Source organism: Streptomyces antarcticus (genome assembly GCF_026627255.1).
Taxonomy (GTDB): Bacteria; Actinomycetota; Actinomycetes; order Streptomycetales; family Streptomycetaceae; genus Streptomyces; species Streptomyces antarcticus.
In genome coordinates this window covers 19294-41420 of record NZ_JAPNLM010000009.1, presented here as the reverse complement: position 1 = coordinate 41420, position 22127 = coordinate 19294, and the positions used below count along the sequence as shown (strand labels likewise).

The following is a 22127-nucleotide window of genomic DNA, read 5'->3' as shown; positions in this document are numbered from 1 at the left end:
GACCGGGCCCGGACCCCGGAGGGGCGGTTCCTCAGGCGGCCGCCGGGAGCGCGGGCTCCTGGGCGGCCGGCAGCGGGATGCCGAAGTCCCGCAGGACGGCGGTGGCGGCGCGGCGGGCCGAGTGCAGGGCGCCCTGGACGGTGTTGGTGTCGCGGTGGTCCCCGCACACGTACAGCCCGGCCAGCACGCGGACGGGGCGGCGCGCGTCGTACGGCGCGGGCATGGCGGGGACGGCCTCCGGGGTGTGGTGGACGGCGAGCAGCTCCCACTCGCGGGTCGGGGTCTCGTAGAGCCGGGCCAGGCGCGAGGCGACCGTGCGCGGGGGCGGCGGCGGGCCGAGCACGGTGGTGGTGACCAGGCTCCGGCCGGCCGGGGCCCGGGTCGGGTCGACCGCGCTCATCACGGCGGTGTGGGAGACGGGCCACTCGCGGGCGGCGTCGAGGAGCAGCGAGCCGTCCCAGGGCAGCGGTCCGGCGGTGGCGTGGTGCAGGACGGTGACCTCGTGGAAGGCGGGCACGCGCAGCCCGGGCAGGAGCCCGGCGGCGGCGCGGGCGCCGGTGGCCAGGATGACGGAGCGGCAGCCGAACTCGCCGTGCTCCTCGGTGGTGACCAGGTTCGTCGCCACCGACCGGACCCGGACCCCGGTGTGCACGGTGCCGGGCGGCAGGGCCGCGGCGAGCAGGCCGGGCAGGGTCGCGGCGCCGCCCTCGGGCACGGCGAGCCGGCCGCGGGCGAAGGTGCGCAGGGCCAGGTCGGCGACGCGGCTGGACGTGGTGAGGTCCGGATCGCGGAGCAGGGCGGCGAGCAGCGGCCGCAGGACGGCGTTGACCGTGCGGGGCGGCAGGCCGCGGGAGCGCAGGGCGGTGTGCGCGGTGCGTTCGGGCCGGGCGAGCAGCTTCTCCTCGGGCAGGGCGGCGAGCCGGCCGAGGGCGGCGCTGAGCCGGGCCTGGTCGAGGGAGCCGCTGGCCAGGGCGCGGGCCGGGGTGAGGGCCCCGGCCCGCAGCTGTTTGCCGTCGGCGTGGACCAGGACGCCGGGCGCGAAGGGGCGCAGGGTCAGGGCCTCCAGGCCCGGGGTGCGGGCCAGTTCGGTGTACGAGGTGTTGAGCAGCTGGCCGATCCGGTCCAGCCGGAACCCGTCGGCCGACGCGGTGGCCATCCGCCCGCCGGGGTCGCCCGCGGCCTCCAGGACGGTGACCGTGACCCCCGCTGCGATCAGGTGCTGCGCGGCCGCGAGTCCTGAGACTCCGGCTCCTACGATGACGACGTCCGCATGGTGTGCGGCATGGTGTGAGCTGCTGAGCACGTGCCCCTCCCCGAGGTCGGCGCGGCTGTGTCTCACCGTCCTTCCCCCAACCGGCTCCAGTGGAACCCAAGTTGGTTGGGGTATTACGGTCAACTCCGGTCGCACGGCGGTCGCACGGCGGTCGCATGCGGGTCACGAACGGTCGCACGGCGTTCACGTACCGGTCGCGCGGGCGGGGAGGCGGCGTGGGCCGGGCAGGGGCTCAGAGGGCGGCGCGGATCGCCTGCTCGATGCTCGGGTCGCGGAAGACGAAGCCGGACTCCAGCAGCCGGGCGGGCCGTACCCGCTGGCTGCCGAGCACGTCCTCGGCGAACTCCCCGAGCGCGACGCGCAGGGCGACGGCCGGCACGGGCAGCACCGCGGGCCTGCGCAGCACCCGGCCCATGGCCTCGGTCACCTGCCGGTTGGTCACCGGCTCGGGGGCGGTGAGGTTGACCGGGCCGGAGAGGGCCGGGGTGTCGATGATGTGGCGCAGGGCCGCCACCTCGTCCCGGAGGGAGAGGTACGACCAGTACTGGCGCCCGTTGCCGAGGCGGCCGCCGACCCCGGCCCGGAAGATCGGGAACAGCCGCCCCCAGGCCCCGCCGTCGCGGGCGACGACCAGGCCGGTACGGGCGTGGACGGTACGGATGCCCGCCGCGGCGGCGGGTTCGGCGGCCGCCTCCCACTCCACGCACACGGAGGGCAGGAAACCCCGGCCGGCGGGGGCGTCCTCGTCGACGGCGCAGTCGCCGGTGTCCCCGTAGTAGCCGATGGCGGAGCCGCTGACCAGCACGGCGGGCGGTCCGTCGAGGGCGGCCGCGGCCCGGGCGATAGCGGCGGTGCCGAGGACCCGGCTGTCGCGGATCTCCCGCTTGTAGGCGTCGGTCCAGCGGTGCTCGCCGACTCCGGCCCCGGCCAGGTGCACGACGGCGGAGCACCCGGCCAGCCCGGCGGGGTCCACGTCGCCCCGGGCCGGATCCCACCGCGCCTCGTCGGCGGCGGCGGGCGCGCGCCGTACGAAGCGGACCACCTCGTGGCCGTCCGCCCGGAGGGACTGTACGAGGGCCTTGCCGATGAGCCCGGTGGAACCGGTGACCGCGATACGCATGCCCCCATCCTGCCGGGTCCCCCCGCCGCCCCGCCCGAACCCGGCCGGACAACTCCCCACCTCCCGAATCCCCCCGCCGACAAACCCGCCCGACCGGACCGACCGGACCAACCGGACCACATCCAGCCCCGCCGGCGATTGAGGCGCGGGGTCCGGGGCGGAGCCCCGCGGCACGGGGCGACCGGACCTGGCCGGGGGCGAGGGCGGGGCCGGCGCGCCCCCGGGGGGTCAGCCGGCGGCGCCGAGCCAGGTGCCCACCGCGTACGTGACCGCCATGGCCAGCGCCCCGCCCCCCACGTTCCGCAGGACCGCCCGCCCCGCCGGCGCCCGGCCGAGCCGCGCGCTCACCACCCCGCACAGCGTGAGCGCCACCAGCACCGCCACCACCGTGACCGGCACCCGCGCGGACGGCCCCGGCAGGATGATCGCGAGCAGCGGCAGCAGCGCGCCCACGGTGAAGGCGACGAGGCTGGCCAGGGCCGCGTGCCAGGGGTTGGCGAGCTCGTCGGGGTTGATGCCCAGCTCCACCCGGGCGTGCGCCCGCAGCGCGTCCCGTTCCGTCAGCTGTTCGGCGGCCTCCCGGGCCAGGTCGCGGCTCAGCCCCCGGGCCGCGAGCATGTCGGTGAGCTCGTCGAGTTCCGCCTCCGGCTCCTCGGCCAGCTCTCGGCGCTCCAGGTCGAGCGCGGCCCGCTCGGAGTCCCGCTGGGAGCTGACGGAGACGTACTCCCCCGCCGCCATCGACAGCGCGCCCGCCAGCAGCCCGGCGATGCCCGCCGCGAAGATCACGGACCGCGAGGTGGTCGCTCCGGCGACGCCGACCACCAGACCCGCGGTGGAGATGATCCCGTCGTTGGCGCCGAGCACCCCCGCGCGCAGCCAGTTCAGGCGCGTACTGATCTCCGCGCTCTGGGAGCCGCCGCCCGCGCCCCCGCTGCCGCTGCCGTGCGCCTCGATGTGCGCCCGCGTCGGCGGCCTGCCCGGGGCTTCGTCTTCCGTCACGCCCCCACTGTCCCCGCTCCGGGCCGCACCCGGCCACCGCACACCGCCGCCCGCGGGGGGCGGGAAGCCGCCACCCGGCCGGGTCCGGGGTGCGCGGGCCGGGTGCCGGTACCAGGGTGGAGGGGTGAGAGGCCAAAGCGAACAGTCCGGCTGGCTGCGGGGGAAGCCGCCGCCGGTCTGGACCCGGATCGCCCCCGCGGTGGCCTTGGTCGTGCTCGTCCTCGCCCAGGCGCTCACCCCGGGCGACGTGGAGCTGGGGTACTTCCTCGCCGCCCTGCCCCCGGTGGCGGCCTTCGCCTACGGTCCGGCCGGAACCGCGTGCTTCGCCGCGGTGGTGCTGGTCCTGCTCGGCGCGCCGAGCCTCGGCGTCGCGCAGGCCCGCGGCTCGGACCTGGCCACCGTGGCCGCGGTCGGACTGCTGGGCGTGGTCATCGCCTGGGTCCGGCGGCGCCGCGACGCCCAGCTGGTGACCGTGCGGACGGTGGCGGAGGCGGCGCAGCTCGCCGTCCTTCCGCCGCTTCCGGAACGGGTCGGCCCGGTGCGCTGTTCCGCGCTCTACCGGGCGGCCCAGCGCGGCACCCTGGTCGGCGGCGACCTCTACGACGTACGGGCGGGGCCGTACGGGGTACGGGCGCTGATCGGGGACGTGCAGGGCCACGGGCTGGCGGCGGTCGGCACCGTGGGGGCGCTGCTCGGCGCCTTCCGCGAAGCGGTGCTGGACGACGCGGAGCCGACGGCGGTGGCGGCCAGGCTGGACCGGCGGCTGCTCGCGGACACCGCGCACGCGATGGGCGCCTCCGCCGAGCCTCCGGAGCTGTTCGCGACGGCGATGCTGCTGGAGTTCCCGCCCGGCCTGGACCTCGTACGGATCGTGTCGTGCGGGCATCCGCCGCCCCTGCTCCTACGCGGGTCCGCGGTGCGGGAGGTGGCCGTGGAGCCGGGGCCGCCGCTGGGGCTGGGCCTCGCCGGGCCGGTCGTGCCGGTGGCGGCGGTCGAGCTGCGAGTGCTGCCCGGGGACCGGCTGCTGCTCTACACCGACGGGGTGACGGAGGCCCGGGACCGGACCGGGCACTTCTACCCGCTGGCCGTACGGGTGCCCGTGCTCGCACGGGACCCGGCGGGCCTGGTCCGGGCGGTGTGGCGGGACCTGGCGGCCTTCACGGGCGGCGGCCCGCGCGACGACGTGGCCCTGCTGCTGCTCTCCCTGGACGGGTCCGGCCCGGAGCCGGGATCGTAGTCCCGGGACCGCCGGACCGTAGTCCCGGGAGCGCCGGACCGGCACCCGGGCCCGGGCGCCCGACCCGGACCCGGGCCCGACATGACCGTGCCGTCCTGATCATGTGACCGAACGGCGACAAGGGCCCCATTTGCCCGGTTTCCATGGTGTGCTCGGCCGTGTCGTACCGATCGCCCCGGCTCGACCCCGACCCCACCCCCGGGCACACCCGACGGAGAGGAGCCCCCCGTGCACGCACCGCGCAAGCACCGCAGGCGGATAGCGGCGATCACGACGGCGGCGGCCGCGACGGCCGCCCTCAGCCTGGTCTCGGCCGCCGTCTTCCTCGGCACGCCGCTCGACGTCACCGGTGCCGGTGCCGGTGCCGGGACAGGCGGGCGCGTCGCGGTCGAGGCGCCCGCACGGCTGACGGTGGACGGCGTCTCCGGTCCGGGCTCCCCGGCCGGTACCGGCCGGGGCGAGACCTTCGGGATGCCGCTGCCGTAACCCGGCGCTGGGCGCCGCGCCACGGCAGCGGCCTCTCCGGGCCCGGAGGTCCGCAGTACGGGGACCGGGGACCTCGCTTCCCCCCGGAAACGGACCGCGCGACCCCCTACGCCTCCTTCACGACCCCCTACGCCTCCTTGATGAAGGCGCGCACCAGCTTGCAGGTGACGTTGGAGGGCCGGTGTATGCCCGTCCGGACGGCCATCGTCCGGATCTTCCGGTTGGTGGCGCGCCGGGCGTCGTAGGTCCCCGAGTCGAGCAGGGATATCGCCAACCGCATCGCCTTCAGACGGCGGTTGTGGCTCTCGTACCACTCGCGGGGCAGGCCCGCCGGCAGCGGCTTCTTCTTGACGTGCTGAATGGTTGTGGCAGTGGCCATCTACAGCCTCCCAAACGGTAGTTGGCTTCCTGTCGTTCTCCTTCGATTTTACCGGGGACCACTGACAAAAGCCCCTGGCCAGACCTGCTCTGGTTAGGGTTCGCGACATGGAGATCTGGATCAATCCCGCCTGTTCCAAGTGCCGTGGCGCGCTGACGCTGCTGGACGCGGAGGGCGCCGACTACACCGTGCGCCGCTATCTGGAGGACGTGCCCTCCGAGGACGAGATCCGCGAGGTGCTCGGCCGGCTCGGGCTGGAGCCGTGGGACATCACGCGCACCTCCGACCCGCTGGCCCGGGAGACCGGCGTACGGGACCTGCCGCGCGAGGGGACCGACGCCGCGCGGGGCCGCTGGATCGCCCACCTGGCGGCCCACCCGAAGCTGATCCAGCGCCCGATCATCACCGCGGAGGACGGCACGGCCCTGGTCGCCCGCTCCGACGAGGCCGTCCGCGAGGCCCTGTCCCGCAAGGCCTGAAACCGCGTCGCCCGCAACGGCGCGGCGCCGGCCGGGGCGCCGGGCCGCGGCGCGGGCGGCTTCGGCACGACGGCCTTGGCCGCATTGCCTCGACGAGCGATAATCTCGCTCAGCGAGAGAGCGCGGCGGAGGCGAAGTGAACGACGACGACGGGGAACCTGGCCACGCGAAACTCGTGCACCTGCTGCGGGCGGTGACCGTGGAGTACGGCCTGCGCCAGGCGGAGTTCGCCGCCCGCAACGGCATGCACGCCACCGACGTGCGCGCCCTGATCAGCCTGCTGGACGCGGCCCGCGCGGACGAGCCGGCCACGGCGGGCCGGCTGGGCGCCCGGCTGGGCCTCAACTCGGCGGGCACGACCGCCGTCATCGACCGGCTGGAACGGCTCGGCCACGTGGCGCGCGTCCGCGATGCCCGCGACCGGCGCCGGATCCTGCTGCGCGTGGAGCCGGGGGCGTTCCGGCTGGGCCGGGAGTTCTCCGGGCCGCCGATCGACGCGGTGCTCGACGTACTGGACGCCTTCGGCCCCGCCGAACGGGACGCCGTACGCCGCTTCCTGACGGCCGCCCTCGCCGGGTTCTCCCCGAAGCCCGGCGCATGACCGCCGCCCGCGCCGCCTCCGGGGAGCGACTCCCGGAACCCGCCGCCGACCGCCCCGCCTCCGGCGCCGACCTGCACCTGGAGCTCCCCGCCGGGGGCGCCCGGCGGACCGCGCTCGCCCGGGCGCTGCGCGACGCCGTGCGCGGCGGACGGCTGGCCGGCGGGACCCTGCTGCCGCCGTACCGGGCCCTCGCCGCCGACCTGGGGCTCGCCCGCAACGCCGTCGCCGACGCCTACGCGGAGCTGGTCGCCGAGGGCTGGTTCACCGCCCGCCAGGGCTCCGGCACCCGGGTCGCGGAGGGGGCGGCGGCCGCCGCCGTACGGGCCGGGCCGGCCGTGCCCGCGCCCGGGCCGCCGCTCCACGACCTGCTCCAGGGCAAGCCCGACCCCGCGTCCTTCCCCCGGGGCCCCTGGGCCGCGAGCGCCCGCCGGGCCCTGGCCGGGGCCCCGACCGAGGCCTTCGGCCCCGGCGATCCGCGGGGGCGCCCGGAACTGCGGCGCGCGCTGGCCGCGTACCTGTCCCGGGCGCGGGGCGTGCGGACCGGCCCCGAGAACGTCGTGGTCTGCTCCGGCTTCGCGAACGGGCTGCGGCTCCTCACCGCCGTACGGCCCCGGGACTGGGCCGTGGAGGCGTACGGGCTCCCCTTCCACCACGGCATCCTCGAAGCCGCCGGGGTCCGCCCGCACCCCGTCCCGGTCGACGGGGACGGGGCCCGGACCGGTGAACTCCCGGACCGGGCCCGTACGGTGCTGCTCACCCCGGCGCACCAGTTCCCGACCGGCGGCCGGCTGCTGCCCGCCCGGCGCGCGGCGGCGGTGGAGTGGGCGCGGAGCACCGGCGGGGTGATCGTGGAGGACGACTACGACGGGGAGTTCCGCTACGACCGCAAGCCGGTCGGCGCCGTCCAGGGGCTGGCTCCCGGGCACGTGGTGTACGCGGGCTCGCTCAGCAAGAGCCTCTCCCCCGCGCTCCGCCTCGGCTGGCTGGTCCTGCCGGACCACCTGGTCGAGAGGGTCCTGGCCGCGAAGGGCCTGCGGGAGTCCTGGGCGAGCGCGCTGGACCAGCTGGCGCTGGCCGACTTCATCGAATGCGGTGCGTACGACCGCCACGTCCGCCGGATGCGCGGGCGCTACCGGGACCGGCGCGACCGGCTCGTCTCCGTCCTGGCGGACCGGGTCCCGCAGGCCCGGGTGACCGGCATCTCGGCGGGGCTGCACGCCGTGGTGGAACTCCCGCCGGGCTGCGAGGCCCCGGCCCTGGCGGCGGCCCGCGCGGCGGGACTGGCGCTGGACGGCCTCTCCTCCTACCGGCACCCGGCGGATCCGTCCCCGGCCCGCGAGGGCCTGGTGGTCGGCTACGCGGCCCCGCCGGACGCGGCCTTCGCGCGGGCGCTGACGGCGCTGGCGGACGTACTCGCGGAGGTACTGACGGGGGCGATGGCGGCGGGGGCACCGACGGGGCCGCCAGGCGGCACGGGCAGCACAGGCAGCGTGCCGGGCCGGTGAGCGCGGGCGGCACGGCGTCCTGACCGGCCCGCACTCACAGCGCCCTCACGCGGGATCTCTATAGGCTGATCACATCCCCAAACCCCCGCATACCGCACCAAAGGACCCGGCGTGAACGAGCATCAGCACCCCCAGCCCCTGCCCAGCGGGGCGCCGCTCCCGCCGCCCCGGCGGGGCGCCGACTGGATGTTCGGCGGGGTCTACGGAACGGTCCTGGCCAGCGCCCTGCTCGCGGCCCTGGACCAGAAGGGCGGGGAGTACACGCCGCTGTACGACGCCAGCTGGGTGCTCGTGACCGCCGTCACGGCCGGAGCCGCGCACGGCTACGCGCACCACATGGCCACCCACCGGGACGGCGGCCCGGGTCGCCGGTGGCGGCTGCTCGCGGTGGCGCTGTGGAACGAGTGGCCGATGGTCGCGGCCACCCTCCCCACCGTCCTGCTGCTGGTCGGCGCCGGGCTCGCCGACTGGGAGTCGTACGGGGTGACCGCCGTCGGGCTCGGCCTGAACACGGCGCTGCTGTTCGGCTGGGGCGCCTTCGTGGCCGTCCGGGTCGGCTACCGGCTCCGCTCCGCCCTGCTCATCGGGCTGGCGGACGCCACGATCGGCCTGGCCGTCATCGTGGCGAACGCCCTGATCAAGTAGCCCGCGCGGGACACCGCCACCCGGAGCGGCCCGCAACCGGCAGCCCGCACCCGACGGCCGGCGCCGGTGGCCGTCACTCCGCCGGGAGCTGGTCCTCCGCCTCGGCGAGGATCTCCGTCAGCCGGGCCCCGAACTCCGCTCCGCGCGCGTCCGGCACGCCGGTGCGGGCGGCGGTGAGCAGCGCGTCGAGGGCCCGCCCGTAGGCGCCCGGCACGTCCCTCCAGTCGGGCAGTTCGTACACGCCCTCGGTCCCGCGCAGTTGCAGCCCCACCCCGGCGGCGGCCTGCGGCGCGCCCAGGCTGAGCACGGCGGTGCTGGCGGCGCCGGAGGTGTGCCGCAGCGCCAGCTGGACCACGTCGGAGGGGCCGCGGGTGGCGCTGACGGCGGTGACGTCGCCCAGGATCGGGATCAGTACGGACAGGGCGTGCGGGCCGACGTCCCACAGCCCGCCCTTGGACTTGCGCCAGGGCGAGTCGGCGTACGCGCTGGGCGCTCCGTCGGGCGGGAAGACGGCGCCGAGCCAGTGGGCTGCGGCGGTGAACCAGCCCGGCCGGGCTGCCTGTTCCCCGACCCAGCCGGCGGTGGGCTCGGCGAAGCGGAGGGTGAGGAAGACGACGGAGGCGACACCGTGGAGGCGTACGGCGTCCGCGACCGCCCGGGCGTCCCGGAGGGTCGTCGCGACGGGTTTGTCGAGCAGCAGGTGACAGCCGGCGGCGGCCGCGCGCACGGCGAGCGGGGCCTGCACGTCCGGCGGCAGGGCGAAGGCGACGGCGTCACAGTCGGCGAACAGCGCGTCGGGGTCTTCGTACACCTTCACGCCGTACGCGTGCGCCAGCTCGGCGACGGCCTCCGGCCGTCGCCCCCACACTCCGGCGAACTCGGATCCGGGGTGCGCGGCGAGCGCGGGGGCATGGGTACGGTGCGCCCAGGGACCGGTGCCCAGCAGTCCGACCCGGGGTCGGCGGCCTGCGGGGGCCTGATCGGCGGCACGTTCGGCAGGACCCTCGGCGGGGTCTCCGGCAGGGTTCACATCAGACAAAATGCTCACCCGACCAGTCTGCCCCACGTCGGCGGGCGCGCTGCCACCAACCCGCACAACCCGCCCGACCTGCGGGGTAAACGTCGGTAACACGGGGTTCACACACGGGCAACGGAAGGGAAATCGCGGGCGGGCACGCTGCGGTCATCACCGCAGCGATGAAGCAGCGACCAGCAGCACCCGCAGAGTCTGAGGATGGGGCCCGTGAGCTACAAGGCTGAGTACATCTGGATCGACGGCACCGAGCCGACGGCGAAGCTTCGCTCCAAGACGAGGATCCTCGGCGACGGAGACGCGCTGCCGATCTGGGGCTTCGACGGATCGAGCACGAACCAGGCCGAGGGCCACGCCTCCGACCGCGTCCTCAACCCGGTGTCCTCCTGCCCGGACCCGATCCGCGGCGGTGACAACGTCCTCGTCATGTGCGAGGTCCTCAACATCGACATGACCCCGCACGAGTCGAACACCCGGGCCCTGCTGCGCCCGGTCGCGGAGAAGTTCGCCGGCCAGGAGCCGATCTTCGGCATCGAGCAGGAGTACACCTTCTTCGACGGTGCCCGCCCGCTCGGCTTCCCCGCCAACGGCTTCCCGGCCGCGCAGGGCGGCTACTACTGCGGTGTCGGCTCGGACGAGATCTTCGGCCGCGACATCGTCGAGAAGCACCTCGACCACTGCCTCGCGGCGGGCCTGGCCATCTCCGGCATCAACGCCGAAGTCATGCCCGGCCAGTGGGAGTTCCAGGTCGGCCCGGTCGGCCCTCTGGAGGTCTCCGACCAGCTGTGGATCGCGCGCTGGCTCCTCTACCGCACCGCCGAGGACTTCAACGTCTCCGCGACGCTGAACCCGAAGCCGGTGAAGGGCGACTGGAACGGCGCCGGCGCGCACACCAACTTCTCCACGAAGGCGATGCGCGAGGACTACCGCGCGATCATCACCGCGTGCGAGTCGCTGGGCGAGGGCAGCAAGCCGCTGGACCACGTGAAGAACTACGGCGCGGGCATCGACGAGCGCCTGACGGGTCTCCACGAGACGGCCCCGTGGAACGAGTTCAGCTACGGCGTCTCCGACCGCGGCGCGTCGGTCCGCATCCCGTGGCAGGTGGAGAAGGACGGCAAGGGCTACATCGAGGACCGCCGCCCGAACGCGAACGTGGACCCGTACGTGGTGACCCGACTGATCACGGACACCTGCTGCACGGGCCTGGAGAAGGACGGCCTGGTCTGATCCCGCCGACCGGCCCGCCACGGGTGGGCGGGCCGGCCCCCGAACGCCCGCCGAGTCCGCGAGGACCGGCGGGCGTTCGGCGTTGGCGCACCGCCGCACCCACGGCCGCACCCGGCACCGTGCCCACCACCATGCCCACCACCGTGCCCACCACCGTGCCCACCACCGTGCCCACGATGCGATACGAGCAGCCCGGCCGGACGGGCGAAAGCGACGCGGAAGCCAGAGTTCATGTCGGGTATGTAAGGGTGTGACGGCGCGATGAACGCTGAATATGAGATTCCGCTCCATGGTGTGAGACGGGCTCTGCCCCGGCGGGCCGGCATCTGCTTGAATGGGCGCATGGCCAGCCACTCGTACACCTCGTCAGGTCGCAGCGACCTCGAGCCGTTCTGGCCGTCTCGTCAGCATGACGATTTCGACCGGGTGTGTTGCCGCGCGAAGAACGCGCCGGCCCTCTAAAGCCTCCGGGATCCCCCACCAGAACTCCCCCGAGGCCTTCGGTCTGTGCGGTACCGACATCGATGACGTACGTGCGTCTCCTGCCGACTACTCCGCGTGAAAGAGCTGACCACTCATGGCGAACACCCGAACGCTCACGTCTGCCGCGACCACCTCTCCCCTGACCTTCCCCCCCAGTCCGCGCCACCGGCTGCGCGCCGTGGACCGGGACGAGGTCGCGCGGGTCGTGGACCTGCTTCCGCCGGGCGCCACCTGGCTGCCCGCGCCCCAGCACACCCTGCCCACCTTGCCGGGCCAGCCCCCGATGGTCGGTTACCTGGTCCTCGTGCCCGCCGACCAGCAGCCGCAGATCGCCTTCGCCCCGCACGCCGTCGCCGCCCCCGCCCCGCAGGCCCACGAGGGCGCCGCCGGGACGACCGGCGACGCGCTCGTACGGATCGACACGGCGCAGCGCACCGCCGAGGTCGAGGGCGAGGTGCTCGACCTGACGTACCTGGAGTTCGAGCTCCTGGCCCACCTGGTCAAGCACCCGCACCGGGTGCACAGCCGGGACCAGCTGGTGACCACGGTCTGGGGCTACGGCCACGTCGGTGACGGCCGGACCGTGGACGTGCACATCGCCCGGCTGCGCCGCAAGCTGGGCGCGGACCACCGCGGGGCGATCCAGACCGTGCGCCGGGTGGGCTACAAGTACGCGCCGTGACGGGTGAGTACGCGCCCTGAGCGGCCCGTCGACACGCGCGGAAGGGCCCGTACCCGCGAGGGGTACGGGCCCTTCGGCCGCTCCGGGCCCGCGCGTCCGGGCCGGGTCCCGGTCCGCTAGACCGCGATCGGGGCGGCCTCCGCGCCGGTCTCGGCGTCGGTCTCGGCGTCGGTCTCGGCGTCGGTGTCCGCCGCGGTCCTCGCCCGGCGTCCGGCCACGAAGCCGAGGGCCGCGTCGAGCACCAGGAAGACCACCAGGCTGATCCCGAGCATCGGCACGAACCACCCGACGACGGCGGTCACCGCGGCCAGCGGCAGCAGCAGGGTCACCGGCAGCTTCCGCCAGGCCCCGCGCGGCTGGGCGCGGCCCACGGAGAGCGCGCGGTCCTTCGTCGGCCGGCGCAGCCACCACATCCGGTAGCCCCAGAAGACGAGGAACATCACCGCGACGGCGAGCGCGGCCAGCGCGAGCTGGTTGGCGAGGCCGAAGGTCATGCCCATGTGCAGGTCGATGCCGAAGCGGGTCAGCTGGGCGAGCAGCGGGTAGTCGGCGAAGCGGAGTTCGTCCATGACGCGGGCGTCGGCGGGGTCGACGGAGACGGCGTCCAGGTGCACCGGCACCAGCTTGTCCTTCTCCTTGACCACGTACCCCTTGCCCTGGGACGGGAGCGTCACCTGGAGGGACTCGGTGACCCCGGCGGCCCGGGCGGCCTCCACCGCGCGGTCGATGCCGAGGTCCGCGGTGGGAGCGGACGGCGCCATCTGCGTGCCGTCGGGCATGACGTGCCCGGCGTGCTCGTCGGCGCCGCCGTCCTGCCCGCCGTTCACCGAGGCGGAGACGGCGGGGGTGGCGCCGCCGAGGCGGTCCTGGAGCTGCCCGATGTTCTCGCCCGCGTACCGCGACCAGGTCAGGCCGGTGGCGGAGAGCACCACGAGGCCGGCGACGGCCCAGAGCCCGACGGTTCCGTGCCAGGACAGGGTGCGACGGCGGCCGGTGGCCTTGCGGTCGGGTACGACCAGTTCGGACGCCCGCTTGCGGCGGCGGCCGATCCACAGGGCGAGGCCGCCGAGGGCGACCACCCACAGCCAGCTGGCCGCGAGTTCGCTGTAGTTCCGGCCGAACTCACCGAGGTGGAGGCTGGAGTGGAACTCGCTCAGCCAGGCCCGCAGCGGCAGCGCGTCGCCCACGGTGGCGAGCTGCCCGCGCACCTCGGCCGTATACGGGTCGATGAAGACGGTCAGGGTCTCGCCCTCGGGCAGACCCGGGCTCTCCATGATCACGCGGGTGGTCGCCTCGGCGTCGGGCGCGGGCCAGACGGACACGATCTCGCCCCGGGGCGCGGCGTCGCGGGCCGCGGCGACCTGGGCGCTGAGGGCCAGCGGGCTGTCGCCGACGCGGTCGACGGTCAGCTCGTCGGAGTAGACGATCGCCTCGGCCTGCCAGGAGACGGCGTAGAGCAGCCCGGTGGCGGCGGCCACGAACAGCAGCGGGGCGATGAGCAGGCCCGCGTAGAAGTGCGTGCGCAGGAGCAGCGGGCGCAGGGCGGCCCAGCCGCCGCCGGGGCGCTTGCGCGCGGCGCCGGTGGTGGCGCTGTCGGCCTCGGTGCCGGTGTCGGCGCTGGTGCTGCCGGTGGTTCTGTCTGCGGCGGTGTCGGCGTCCGGGGTGCGGACGTCCTGAACCTCTTCAAGGGACATGGGGGTCCTAGGTGTTGGCGGAGACATGGGGATAGCGGCCCCAGGTCTCGCCCCCCGCCGGCGCGGGGCCGGGAGGTGCGCCGGTCAGGCGCGGGCAGGACGGCCGGGGGCCGTGGTGCGGAAGGCTCGGGTCTCCGGCGGCCCGCGCCGGACCACGGCGTGGGCGTGTACGGCACCGCGCAGGCGGCGCGGTCGTACGTGCGCGGGGCGCGGGGCGGGCGGAGCCGTTGCGGGCACCACCCGTGCCCGCACCAGCGCGACCGCGCGGGCGAGCGGCCGGGCGGTGTGCAGCGCGGCGGAGCCCAGGACGCGGGCCAGCCGGAACACGGCTGCCTCGCCCCGGGCCAGCCAGAGGGCGCAGAACAGCCCGGCGAGCACGTGCGCGGCCAGCATCCCGACCCCGCCGTGCCCGGCCATCGCGACCATGCCGGCCAGGCCGTCCATCGCGCCGGCGCCGACCGTGGAGCCCAGGTCGGCCACGCCTGCCATGTCGGCCAGGCCGTCCATCGCGCCCGGGCCGGCGGCGGAGCCCCCGTGCGCCATCCCTGCCATGTCGGCCATGCCCGCCATGCCGTCGCCGGAGCCGGCTCCGGCCGCGCCGGCCGCCGGGTCCGTGGCCGCGGTGTGGTGGCCGTGGCCCGGCGCCGCCGCGGCGGCCGTCCGCACGGCCTGGCTGCCGGTGAAGACGAGGTGCAGGACCCCCTGCACGGCCAGCAGCGCGGCGGTGATCCCCACCGGCCCCCGCCGCCGCCCGGCCCCGAGCCAGGCGAGTCCGGCGGTCGCTCCGAAGGCCCCGAGGAGCCCCGCGAGCGGCACGTCCGTACCGGACATGTGGGCGTGCCCCACCGCGCCGAGGGCCACGCACACCGCCGCGAACAGCGCGGCTCGGGTGGCGCGCATCGGCGCGGGGTTCTCTGACATGGCCGGGCCATATTCCCACGGGGCCCGGTGATGCCCGCGCGAGGGCGGTATCCGATCATGGCAGGGTGAATCCATTGCCATGGCCGTCGCCCCTGAGCACGGTGTACGCGGCCGGCGTCCAGCTCGGGGCGTACGCCTTGGAGCGGAGGGGGCCGGCCGAGCGGGAGCAGCTGCTGCGCGGCTGCTCGACCAACGTCGACAACCTCGACGCCGGCCGCTGGGAAACGCTGCTGACCAGCGCCTTCGTGGTCGAGGAGCCGATGCCCCTGCCGTACGCGCTGCTGCTCGTCGCTGTCCTGGGGTACGCCGAGTACGCGTACGGGGCCTGGTGGACCGCCGGGGTGTTCCTGCTCGGGCACGCCTCCGCGACGCTGCTCGTGTACGGCGTCCTGCGCAGGACGGCCGGACCGCCGACCCGGCGGGCCCTGGACGTGGGGACCAGCTACGGCTTCAACGCCGTCCTCGGGGCACTGACCTCGGCCCTGCCGCGCGGGGCGGTGCGCACGGCGGCCCGGGCGGGGCTCCTGATACTCGGCGCGGCCCCGGTGGTCAAGCGCGGGCGGACCTTCACCGACGCCGGGCACTTGGCGGCGCTCGGGGTGGGGATCGGGATCTCCCTGGCCATCGATTGCCTTTCCGCGCCGAGTCGTCGGAAAATTGCCTGAACCGTCGAATGACACGAGTAACCGTGACCTTCCGGTCTCGTCGCTCCGTCTTCGCACCGCCCATACCGCGCACCGCTCACACCGCGCACCGCCCGCACCGCTCGCATCCCTCGCAGACCGCTGGAGCCGACACGATGACCGCCACCCCCTCCACCACCGTCGCCAACTTCCGCGACCTCGGCGGCACCCCGCTGTCCGGCGGCCGCACGGTCCTTCCCGGCCTGCTCCTGCGCTCCGGCCAGCTCGACCGGCTCGACCTCGGCGCCGACCCGGTGGTGGCCGCGCTGGGCCTGCGCACGGTCATCGACTTCCGCACCGAGGCCGAGCGCGCCGACCACCCCGACCGCCTCCCGGCCGGTGCCCGGCTGCTGGTCGGCGACGTGCTCGCGGACAAGGTGAACTCCGGCGCGATGCCTGCCGCCGCGCAGCTCAAGGACCTGCTGTCCGACCCGGTGGTCGCCGAGGAGCACCTGGGCGGCGGCAAGGCGCAGGCCCTGTTCGGGGACGTCTACCGGTCCTTCGTGCTCTCCGGGTCCGCGCAGGCCGCGTACCGGATGCTGCTCACCGAGGCCGCCGACCCCGCGTCCGGCCCGCTCCTCTTCCACTGCACGGCGGGCAAGGACCGCACCGGCTGGGGCGCGACGGTGATCCTGTCGCTGCTCGGCGCGGACGACGACACCCTGATGGCCGAGTACCTCTCGGTGAACCCGGCGGTCAAGCGCGCCTTCGCCCCGATGATCGAGGGCTTCACTGCGGCGGGCGGCGACCCGGACATCGCGCTCGCGCTGATCGGGGTCTTCCCCTCGTACCTGGAGGCCGCGATGAACGAGGTCGAGACGCGCTACGGCTCCATGGAGAAGTACGTGCGCGAGGGCCTCGGCGTCTCCGACGAGACGGTCGAGGCCCTGCGGGCCAGCCTGGTGGCCTGACGGCCGGTCCGCCTCCCCGCCCGGGCGCCCCGGCGTCCGCCTCCCCGCCCGGCCCCCCGGCGTCCGCCACCCGGCCGTCGCCGACCCCGGCGTACTCCACCCGGCCCATCGCGGCCGCCGCGGTGCGCGAACACCCGGAGGGCCCGAACGTGTGCGCTGGCGACGGGTGACCATCCGACGATTCGCTCGTTCTGCTGAACGTGACTGCGCCGGATACCGCCACCCGCCCCCTGTCTCCCGACGTCGAACAGGCCGAGGCCGCCATCGTCGAGCACTACCCGCGGCTGGTGCGGCTCGCCTACCTGGTGCTGCCGCCCGCCCTGGGCCGCAACCGGCGGGTGCTCACCGCGCATGCGCTCACTCAGCGGGCGCTGCCGCGGGGCCGACGGGGGACGACGCCCGCCGCCCGCGGCGGTGTCCCGGGCCAGCGCGGCGGCATGGGGGACTCCGGTTACGCCTACGTACGGCTGCGCGTGCTGCGCGCCGCCCTGGAGGCCGGGGTCCCGCTGACCTTCCACGCGCTCCCCCGGCGCGCGCAGCTGCCGCCGGCCCTCCCCCAGGTGTGGGGGCTGCGGCTGTTCCCCCGCTCGGGCGGGGCCGAGGAGCTCGCCCTCGACCAGTGGCTGGCCACCCTCGGCGGGCCCGGCCGGGCCGCCTGCGTGCTGCGCGCCCTGGAGCGGCTGTCCGGGCCCGAGGTGCTCCAGGTGCTGGACGACGCGGGGGTCGCCGACCCGGCCGCCGCCGTCGCGGAGTCCGGTGACCCGGCGGACGACGCGCTGTTCGCCTCTCCCGAGTTCGACCCGTGCGTCCTCCAGGCCCGCCCGACCGACCTGCTGCGCCGGCGCCGGCTCACGCGGGCCGCCCTCGCCGCCGGGGCCGCCCTCGCCGTCTGCGGGGCGCTGCTCGCGCTGCCCGGCGGGGGCTGGGGGTCGGACGGGCCCGCCGCGCCGCCGTACGCGCTGAACGCCGCGGCCGAACAGGCCCTGGACCCCGGCAAGCTGGTCCGGGCCGCGCCGACGCTGTGGCGGACGTCCTCCCGTACGGGCTTCTCCACCTGGCCGGCGCGCGGCGACCGCGCCGGCGACGCGGAGCTGCTGCGCCGGGCCCTGGCCGTGTGGGCCCGGCCGGGGTCCTCGGTGGTCGTCTCGGCCACCCCCGGCACCCCCACCGGACCCGCGATGGGTCCGGCCCAGCTGCTGTACGCGGGCGCCGTCGACCAGGCGGTGGTGGTCCTGCTGTACGACGGCCTGCGCGTGGTCCGGTACGCCGAACCGCGCGCCGGGACCACCGGCGCCGCCCTCGACTTCGCCCGGACCGACGGGGCCACGGCGGACACCGCGGCGGCCCTGGTGCTGAGCCGGGTCGACGGCAACGTCCGCTATCTCACCGCTCCCTGGGTCACCGGGGCGGCGCTGCGGGACCTGCTGAAGGCGGACGCGGCCCCGACGGCCCTGAAGCTGACCCCGGAGGGGGTGACCCCGCCGGTCGTCGGCCCCGCGCCCGGGGGCAGCTGCACCGGCTGGAACGCTCTGGCCCTGACCGGCGCGGGCGCCACCCGGCTGATCACCGACCTCGGCGAACTGACCCCGGCCCGGCTGACGTCGGGCGCTCCGGGCGCCGAGCGCGACGTGACGGAGGCGGCGGAGCTCGGGGACTGGCAGCGGATCGCCTGCCTGCTGCCGTCCGTGCGCTCGCACGGGGTCCGTACGGTCAACGCCTGGACGTACGCCAAGCAGCCGCTCCCCGAGGGCGGCGGGACGGCGGCCTGGCTCTGCACCCGGGCCGAGACCTGGCAGGGCGCGGCGGACCGGGTCCAGGCGCAGTTCCTGGCCCCGGGCGCCCCGCTGGCCGCGCAGGCGGCCCGGGCGGAGGGGACCCTGGCGTGCGGGCCCCGGGAGCCCCGGGTGCTGGCGGGCGTGCTGTGGCAGTCGCGGGCGGGGCAGTGGTACGTACTCGCCGCGGGCAGCGCGCAGTTCGCCTCCCTGTCGGCGTCGGGCGGCGGGGTCAGCGGTTCGGCGAACGGCAACCGGCTGGCGGTCAAGGCACCGGCCGGGGCGCAGGTGGACCTGTCGGGCAGGCTCACGGACGGCTCGAAGGCGGGTTCGCTGCGCTGAGCCGCGGCCGGCCCCGCCGCGGCGGCCGGCCCGGCTGCGGCGGCCGGCCCGGCCCCCGCCGCCGTGGCGGGGGCCGCGTCAGGAAGTGCGTGCAGAGGGGTTCTCCTGGCTCCTACCCATCAGTACATTGACGCCATGTCTAATACGCCGCCCGCGCCCGCTCCCGTGGCGTCGGAACACATAGACCTCAAGCCCCGGAACGTGTCCTTCGGCTGGGAGGACACCCCGCTCCACTGGCTGCCCCGGGACCCCTTCGCCGGGCACATGATCAACGTGCTGCACCTGCTGCTCCCCGCGGGCGAGCGGTGGTTCGTCCACGTCTACAAGCAGGTGCTGCCGTACATCGAGGACGAGCGGCTGCGCGCGGACGTCATCGGCTTCATCGGCCAGGAGGCCATGCACGCCGCCGCCCACGACGACGTGCTGCCCCACCTGAAGCGCCTGGGTCTGGACCCGACCCCGTACACGGCCCAGGTGGACTGGCTCTTCGAGAAGCTGCTCGGCGACCGGACCCTGCCCCCGGGCCGGGCGCGGCGGTGGTGGCTGATGGAGCGGGTCGCGATGATCGCGGCGATCGAGCACTACACGGCGTTCCTGGGCGACTGGGTGCTGAACGCGGACGAGCTGGACCGGCGGGGCGCCGATCCGACCATGCTGGACCTGCTGCGCTGGCACGGCGCGGAGGAGGTCGAGCACCGCTCGGTGGCCTTCGACCTGTTCATGCACGTGGACGGCAACTACCGCCGCCGGGCCCGGACCTGGGCGACGGCGTTCTCCGCCCTGGTCTTCCTGTGGCAGCGCGGGGTCCGCTTCTTCATGGAGAACGACCCCTCCCTCGTGAACGGCAGGGCCTCGCTGGGGCAGTTCCTCCGCGCCGGGCAGCAGGGCGTGCTGCCCTCCACGGGGGCGATGCTCAGGTCGATCCCCACCTACCTCTCCCGTACGTATCACCCCTCGCAGGAGGGCTCGACCGCCCAGGCGACCGCCTACCTGGCCACCTCCCCCGGCGCGAACGGCGGCAGCGCCGCATGAGGCGCGCCCTGGTGCTCACCGTCGCGGCGGGCGCCGCCTGGGCGGCCCGGCGCGCCCTGGGCCGGCGCATCGGGAACTCGCCGCTGTGGCCCCTGCCGGCCCTGGAGACGCCGGTCTCCGGATACTCCCCGCGCCGGACGCTGCGCGCGCTGGTCGTCTCCCGTACGGAGCCGGCCGAGGGGGTCCTGCACCTGGTCCTGGAATCACCGGAGCTGCCCGCCTGGGCGCCGGGCGCGCACGTGGACGTCACGCTGCCGTCCGGGCTGGTCCGCCAGTACTCCCTGTGCGGGGATCCGGCGGAGAGCGGCCGGTACACGATCGCGGTCCGGCTCGTCGAGGACGGCCGCGGCGGCTCCCGGGAGGCGCACGCGCAACTGGTCGAGGGCGCCGAGCTGGAACTGCGGCCGCCGCGCAACCGGTTCGAGCTGGTCCCGGCCGGTGCGTACGTGTTCGTCGCGGGCGGCATCGGCATCACGCCGATCCTGCCGATGCTCCGCGCGGCCACCGCGGCGGGCGCCGACTGGACGCTCCTGTACGGGGGCCGCTCGCGCGCCTCGATGCCCTTCCTGGCCGAACTCGCGGCGTACGGCGACCGGGTCTGCCTCTTCCCGCAGGACGAGGCGGGCCTCCCCGACCTGGCCCCGCTCGCCGCGGCCGGGCCCGGCACCCTCGTCTACTGCTGCGGCCCGCAACCGCTGATGGACGCCGTCGTCGCGGCGGCCGCCGACCCCGCGGCGGTGCGCCTGGAGCGCTTCGGCGCGGCGGCGGCGACGGGCCCGGCCCGACCCTTCACCGTCGAGCTGCGCCGCTCGGGGCGCACGGTCGAGGTCGGCGCGGACGAGAGCGCCCTGGCCGCGGTCCGCCGGGAGCTGCCCGGCACCCCGTACTCCTGCGAGCAGGGATTCTGTGGCACCTGCCAGCACCGGGTCCTGGCGGGCGCGGTCGAGCACCGCGACACCCTGCTCACCGACCAGGAGCGGGGCGACTCGATGCTGCTGTGCGTCTCCCGCGCGCGCGGCGACCGCCTGGTGCTGGACCTGTAGCGGCAGCGGCGCGACCCCGGCCGGTCCACCCTCGCCGGGAACCGCGGGGGCTCCGCGGCGACCGGAGAAGTTAGGGTGGCGGCATGACAACCGGGGTGCGGCGCAGGATGGGTGTCGAGGAGCGGCGGCAGCAGCTGATCGGGGTTGCCCTGGAGCTGTTCAGCAACCGGTCGCCCGACGATGTGTCGATCGACGAGATAGCGGCGGCGGCCGGGATATCGCGGCCGCTCGTCTACCACTACTTTCCGGGCAAGTTGAGCCTGTACGAGGCCGCGCTGCGGCGCGCGGCCGACGAGCTGGCGCTGCGGTTCGTGGAGCCCCGGGAAGGCCCGCTCGGGGCCCGGCTGCTGCGGGTCATGGGCCGGTTCTTCTCGTTCGTCGACGAACACGGCCCCGGTTTCTCGGCGTTGATGCGGGGCGGTCCGGCCGCCGGGAGCAGCCGGGCCAACGCCATGATCGACGAGGTGCGGCAGGCGGCGTACGAGCAGATCCTCGCGCACCTGAACGTCTCCGAGCCGCCGGCGCGGCTGCAGTTGGTCGTGCGCTCGTGGGTGTCGCTCGCCGAGTCCACCGCGCTGATCTGGCTGGACGGCCGGAAGATCCCGCGGGGCGAGCTGGAGTTGCAGCTGGTGCACGACTTCGCGGCGCTGGCCGCGGTGAGCGCCGCGTACGACGCGGAGATGGCGGGGATCCTCGTACGGATCCTGGCGGACGAGCCGGCCGACGGGACGTTCGGGGAGCTGGTCGTGCGGCTCGGCGGACTGATGGCGGGCCCGGCACCTGACGCGCAACCCGGTTCGGCACCTGACGCACAACCCGGCACGGAGCCCGGCACGGGGTCCGACCAGCCCGGCGCGGCGTAGGCCGGCGGGACCCCTGCGGCAGGTACCCCGGGCAGCCCGGACGACGGTCCCGAACGAACGTCCGACCGTACGCGCGGCGGGACTTGTGGCGGTGTGCCCGGCGGGTGCCCTGTTCCGCGGTGATCACCGCAGTGGCGATAATGCCCCGTGATCATTGACGACGGGATCTTGTTCCGGCCGGCCGCGGAGAAGGACGCCGCCACCCTGGTGCAGTTGTACGACCAGGCTGCCCGGTGGATGCAGAAGCACGGGATCCAGCAGTGGAAGCCCGGCGAGAAGGACGCCGCGCACTTCGTGGCGAAGATGCGCGAGGGCGAGGTGTGGCTCGCCGGAGACAGCGACGGGCGGATCATCGGCGGGTACGAGCTGTGGTGGTCCGACGAGGAGGCCTGGGGGGTCCAGCCGCCCGTCGCGGGCTACGTGCACCGGCTGATGGTGGAACGCCGGGCGGCGCCCGCCGGAGCCGGGCGCCGCATGCTCGAACACGCCGAACGGCGGATCGCCCGGTCCGGGCTGGCCCGCGCGCGGCTGGACTGCGTCTCCACCAACCCCCGGCTGCTCGCGTACTACCGCGGCGCGGGCTACCGCGTGGTCGGGGAGTTCCCCCACAAGGAGGCGCAGGACGGCAGTGTCTACGGGGTGATCCTGCTGGAGAAGCGGCTGGACCGGCTCACCGTCGTGTGAGCCCCCGGGTGCCTCGGGATCGTGAGGCAC

Annotated in this window: 22 protein-coding genes; 15 read left to right on the top strand and 7 right to left on the bottom strand. The window is 75.6% G+C overall.

The annotated features are described in order from the left end of the window. Window positions 1–31 precede the first annotated feature (31 nt). The 3 genes from OTB16_RS15710 to OTB16_RS15700 form a co-directional block, all read right to left on the bottom strand. Window positions 32–1303 (bottom strand): NAD(P)/FAD-dependent oxidoreductase, encoded by a 1272-nt coding sequence (locus OTB16_RS15710; protein WP_267720799.1) that lies wholly within the window; start codon window positions 1301–1303, stop codon window positions 32–34. Window positions 1304–1505: 202 nt separating this feature from the next. Further along, window positions 1506–2393, bottom strand: coding sequence for a TIGR01777 family oxidoreductase (locus OTB16_RS15705; RefSeq protein WP_267720798.1), 888 nt, complete (start codon window positions 2391–2393; stop codon window positions 1506–1508). A gap of 228 nt (window positions 2394–2621) precedes the next feature. Then, window positions 2622–3392: a VIT1/CCC1 transporter family protein gene (locus OTB16_RS15700; protein ID WP_420717707.1), complete on the bottom strand. Its 771-nt coding sequence runs from the start codon at window positions 3390–3392 to the stop codon at window positions 2622–2624. A gap of 124 nt (window positions 3393–3516) precedes the next feature. On the opposite strand from OTB16_RS15700, the gene OTB16_RS15695 reads away from it, so the two are divergent. Both OTB16_RS15695 and OTB16_RS15690 read left to right on the top strand, forming a co-directional pair. Continuing rightward, on the top strand, window positions 3517–4629 hold the full coding sequence (locus OTB16_RS15695; protein ID WP_267720797.1) for a PP2C family protein-serine/threonine phosphatase: 1113 nt from the start codon (window positions 3517–3519) through the stop codon (window positions 4627–4629). A 228-nt stretch (window positions 4630–4857) separates the two neighbouring features. Then, window positions 4858–5115 carry a hypothetical protein gene (locus OTB16_RS15690; protein ID WP_267720796.1) on the top strand — a complete coding sequence of 86 codons (258 nt, stop codon included), beginning with the start codon at window positions 4858–4860 and terminating at the stop codon, window positions 5113–5115. Window positions 5116–5242: 127 nt separating this feature from the next. Here OTB16_RS15690 and OTB16_RS15685 read toward each other — a convergent pair whose 3' ends face one another. Continuing rightward, the gene (locus OTB16_RS15685; protein ID WP_267720795.1) at window positions 5243–5494 is read right to left on the bottom strand and encodes a hypothetical protein; all 252 of its coding nucleotides are present in this window, start codon (window positions 5492–5494) and stop codon (window positions 5243–5245) included. A gap of 107 nt (window positions 5495–5601) precedes the next feature. On the opposite strand from OTB16_RS15685, the gene OTB16_RS15680 reads away from it, so the two are divergent. From OTB16_RS15680 to OTB16_RS15665, 4 genes are all read left to right on the top strand, one after another. Beyond that, window positions 5602–5973 carry an ArsC/Spx/MgsR family protein gene (locus OTB16_RS15680; protein ID WP_267720794.1) on the top strand — a complete coding sequence of 124 codons (372 nt, stop codon included), beginning with the start codon at window positions 5602–5604 and terminating at the stop codon, window positions 5971–5973. A gap of 136 nt (window positions 5974–6109) precedes the next feature. Beyond that, window positions 6110–6574 (top strand): MarR family transcriptional regulator, encoded by a 465-nt coding sequence (locus OTB16_RS15675; protein WP_267720793.1) that lies wholly within the window; start codon window positions 6110–6112, stop codon window positions 6572–6574. Continuing rightward, window positions 6571–8079: a MocR-like pyridoxine biosynthesis transcription factor PdxR gene (gene pdxR / locus OTB16_RS15670; RefSeq protein WP_267720792.1), complete on the top strand. Its 1509-nt coding sequence runs from the start codon at window positions 6571–6573 to the stop codon at window positions 8077–8079. Before OTB16_RS15675 ends, pdxR begins: the two co-directional genes overlap by 4 nt. Window positions 8080–8190: 111 nt before the next feature. Beyond that, complete coding sequence (locus tag OTB16_RS15665; protein WP_267720791.1) at window positions 8191–8724, top strand: hypothetical protein; 534 nt, start codon at window positions 8191–8193, stop codon at window positions 8722–8724. A 73-nt stretch (window positions 8725–8797) separates the two neighbouring features. Here OTB16_RS15665 and OTB16_RS15660 read toward each other — a convergent pair whose 3' ends face one another. Further along, complete coding sequence (locus OTB16_RS15660) at window positions 8798–9670, bottom strand: Gfo/Idh/MocA family protein (RefSeq protein ID WP_267721008.1); 873 nt, start codon at window positions 9668–9670, stop codon at window positions 8798–8800. Between the two features lie 297 nt (window positions 9671–9967). Between OTB16_RS15660 and glnII the strand changes: the two genes are divergently transcribed. Together glnII and OTB16_RS15650 are read left to right on the top strand one after the other, a co-directional pair. Next, entirely contained in the window at window positions 9968–10987 is a 1020-nt protein-coding gene (gene glnII / locus OTB16_RS15655; protein WP_267720790.1) for a glutamine synthetase, read from the top strand. A 577-nt stretch (window positions 10988–11564) separates the two neighbouring features. Next, window positions 11565–12152 carry a winged helix-turn-helix domain-containing protein gene (locus OTB16_RS15650; protein ID WP_267720789.1) on the top strand — a complete coding sequence of 196 codons (588 nt, stop codon included), beginning with the start codon at window positions 11565–11567 and terminating at the stop codon, window positions 12150–12152. Window positions 12153–12268: 116 nt separating this feature from the next. On the opposite strand, the gene OTB16_RS15645 is transcribed toward OTB16_RS15650, so the two are convergent. Both OTB16_RS15645 and OTB16_RS15640 read right to left on the bottom strand, forming a co-directional pair. Then, the gene (locus OTB16_RS15645; protein WP_267720788.1) at window positions 12269–13846 is read right to left on the bottom strand and encodes a PepSY-associated TM helix domain-containing protein; all 1578 of its coding nucleotides are present in this window, start codon (window positions 13844–13846) and stop codon (window positions 12269–12271) included. Between the two features lie 84 nt (window positions 13847–13930). After that, on the bottom strand, window positions 13931–14767 hold the full coding sequence (locus OTB16_RS15640; RefSeq protein ID WP_267720787.1) for a hypothetical protein: 837 nt from the start codon (window positions 14765–14767) through the stop codon (window positions 13931–13933). Between the two features lie 65 nt (window positions 14768–14832). On the opposite strand from OTB16_RS15640, the gene OTB16_RS15635 reads away from it, so the two are divergent. From OTB16_RS15635 to OTB16_RS15605, 7 genes are all read left to right on the top strand, one after another. After that, window positions 14833–15432, top strand: a complete 600-nt coding sequence (locus OTB16_RS15635) for a rhomboid-like protein (RefSeq protein ID WP_267720786.1) — start codon at window positions 14833–14835, stop codon at window positions 15430–15432. Window positions 15433–15566: 134 nt separating this feature from the next. Continuing rightward, on the top strand, window positions 15567–16361 hold the full coding sequence (locus OTB16_RS15630) for a tyrosine-protein phosphatase (RefSeq protein WP_267720785.1): 795 nt from the start codon (window positions 15567–15569) through the stop codon (window positions 16359–16361). A gap of 200 nt (window positions 16362–16561) precedes the next feature. Next, window positions 16562–18475, top strand: coding sequence for a hypothetical protein (locus OTB16_RS15625; protein WP_420717706.1), 1914 nt, complete (start codon window positions 16562–16564; stop codon window positions 18473–18475). Between the two features lie 135 nt (window positions 18476–18610). Further along, window positions 18611–19507, top strand: a complete 897-nt coding sequence (locus tag OTB16_RS15620; protein ID WP_267720784.1) for a metal-dependent hydrolase — start codon at window positions 18611–18613, stop codon at window positions 19505–19507. Further along, window positions 19504–20550, top strand: coding sequence for a PDR/VanB family oxidoreductase (locus OTB16_RS15615; protein WP_267720783.1), 1047 nt, complete (start codon window positions 19504–19506; stop codon window positions 20548–20550). Before OTB16_RS15620 ends, OTB16_RS15615 begins: the two co-directional genes overlap by 4 nt. 83 nt (window positions 20551–20633) lie before the next feature. After that, complete coding sequence (locus tag OTB16_RS15610) at window positions 20634–21413, top strand: TetR/AcrR family transcriptional regulator (protein WP_267720782.1); 780 nt, start codon at window positions 20634–20636, stop codon at window positions 21411–21413. 147 nt (window positions 21414–21560) lie between these two features. Continuing rightward, the gene (locus OTB16_RS15605) at window positions 21561–22097 is read left to right on the top strand and encodes a GNAT family N-acetyltransferase (RefSeq protein WP_267720781.1); all 537 of its coding nucleotides are present in this window, start codon (window positions 21561–21563) and stop codon (window positions 22095–22097) included. Window positions 22098–22127 lie beyond the last annotated feature (30 nt).

What these genes read in the sequence shown, in the direction of transcription:
- pdxR (WP_267720792.1), top strand. Translation starts at nt 6,571, where the DNA reads ATGACCGCCGCCCGCGCCGCCTCCGGGGAGCGACTCCCGGAACCCGCC.
- OTB16_RS15620 (WP_267720784.1), top strand. Translation starts at nt 18,611, where the DNA reads ATGTCTAATACGCCGCCCGCGCCCGCTCCCGTGGCGTCGGAACACATA.
- OTB16_RS15680 (WP_267720794.1), top strand. Translation starts at nt 5,602, where the DNA reads ATGGAGATCTGGATCAATCCCGCCTGTTCCAAGTGCCGTGGCGCGCTG.
- OTB16_RS15640 (WP_267720787.1), bottom strand. Translation starts at nt 14,767, where the DNA reads ATGTCAGAGAACCCCGCGCCGATGCGCGCCACCCGAGCCGCGCTGTTC.
- OTB16_RS15650 (WP_267720789.1), top strand. Translation starts at nt 11,565, where the DNA reads ATGGCGAACACCCGAACGCTCACGTCTGCCGCGACCACCTCTCCCCTG.
- OTB16_RS15610 (WP_267720782.1), top strand. Translation starts at nt 20,634, where the DNA reads ATGACAACCGGGGTGCGGCGCAGGATGGGTGTCGAGGAGCGGCGGCAG.
- OTB16_RS15615 (WP_267720783.1), top strand. Translation starts at nt 19,504, where the DNA reads ATGAGGCGCGCCCTGGTGCTCACCGTCGCGGCGGGCGCCGCCTGGGCG.
- OTB16_RS15705 (WP_267720798.1), bottom strand. Translation starts at nt 2,393, where the DNA reads ATGCGTATCGCGGTCACCGGTTCCACCGGGCTCATCGGCAAGGCCCTC.
- OTB16_RS15645 (WP_267720788.1), bottom strand. Translation starts at nt 13,846, where the DNA reads ATGTCCCTTGAAGAGGTTCAGGACGTCCGCACCCCGGACGCCGACACC.
- OTB16_RS15685 (WP_267720795.1), bottom strand. Translation starts at nt 5,494, where the DNA reads ATGGCCACTGCCACAACCATTCAGCACGTCAAGAAGAAGCCGCTGCCG.
- OTB16_RS15630 (WP_267720785.1), top strand. Translation starts at nt 15,567, where the DNA reads ATGACCGCCACCCCCTCCACCACCGTCGCCAACTTCCGCGACCTCGGC.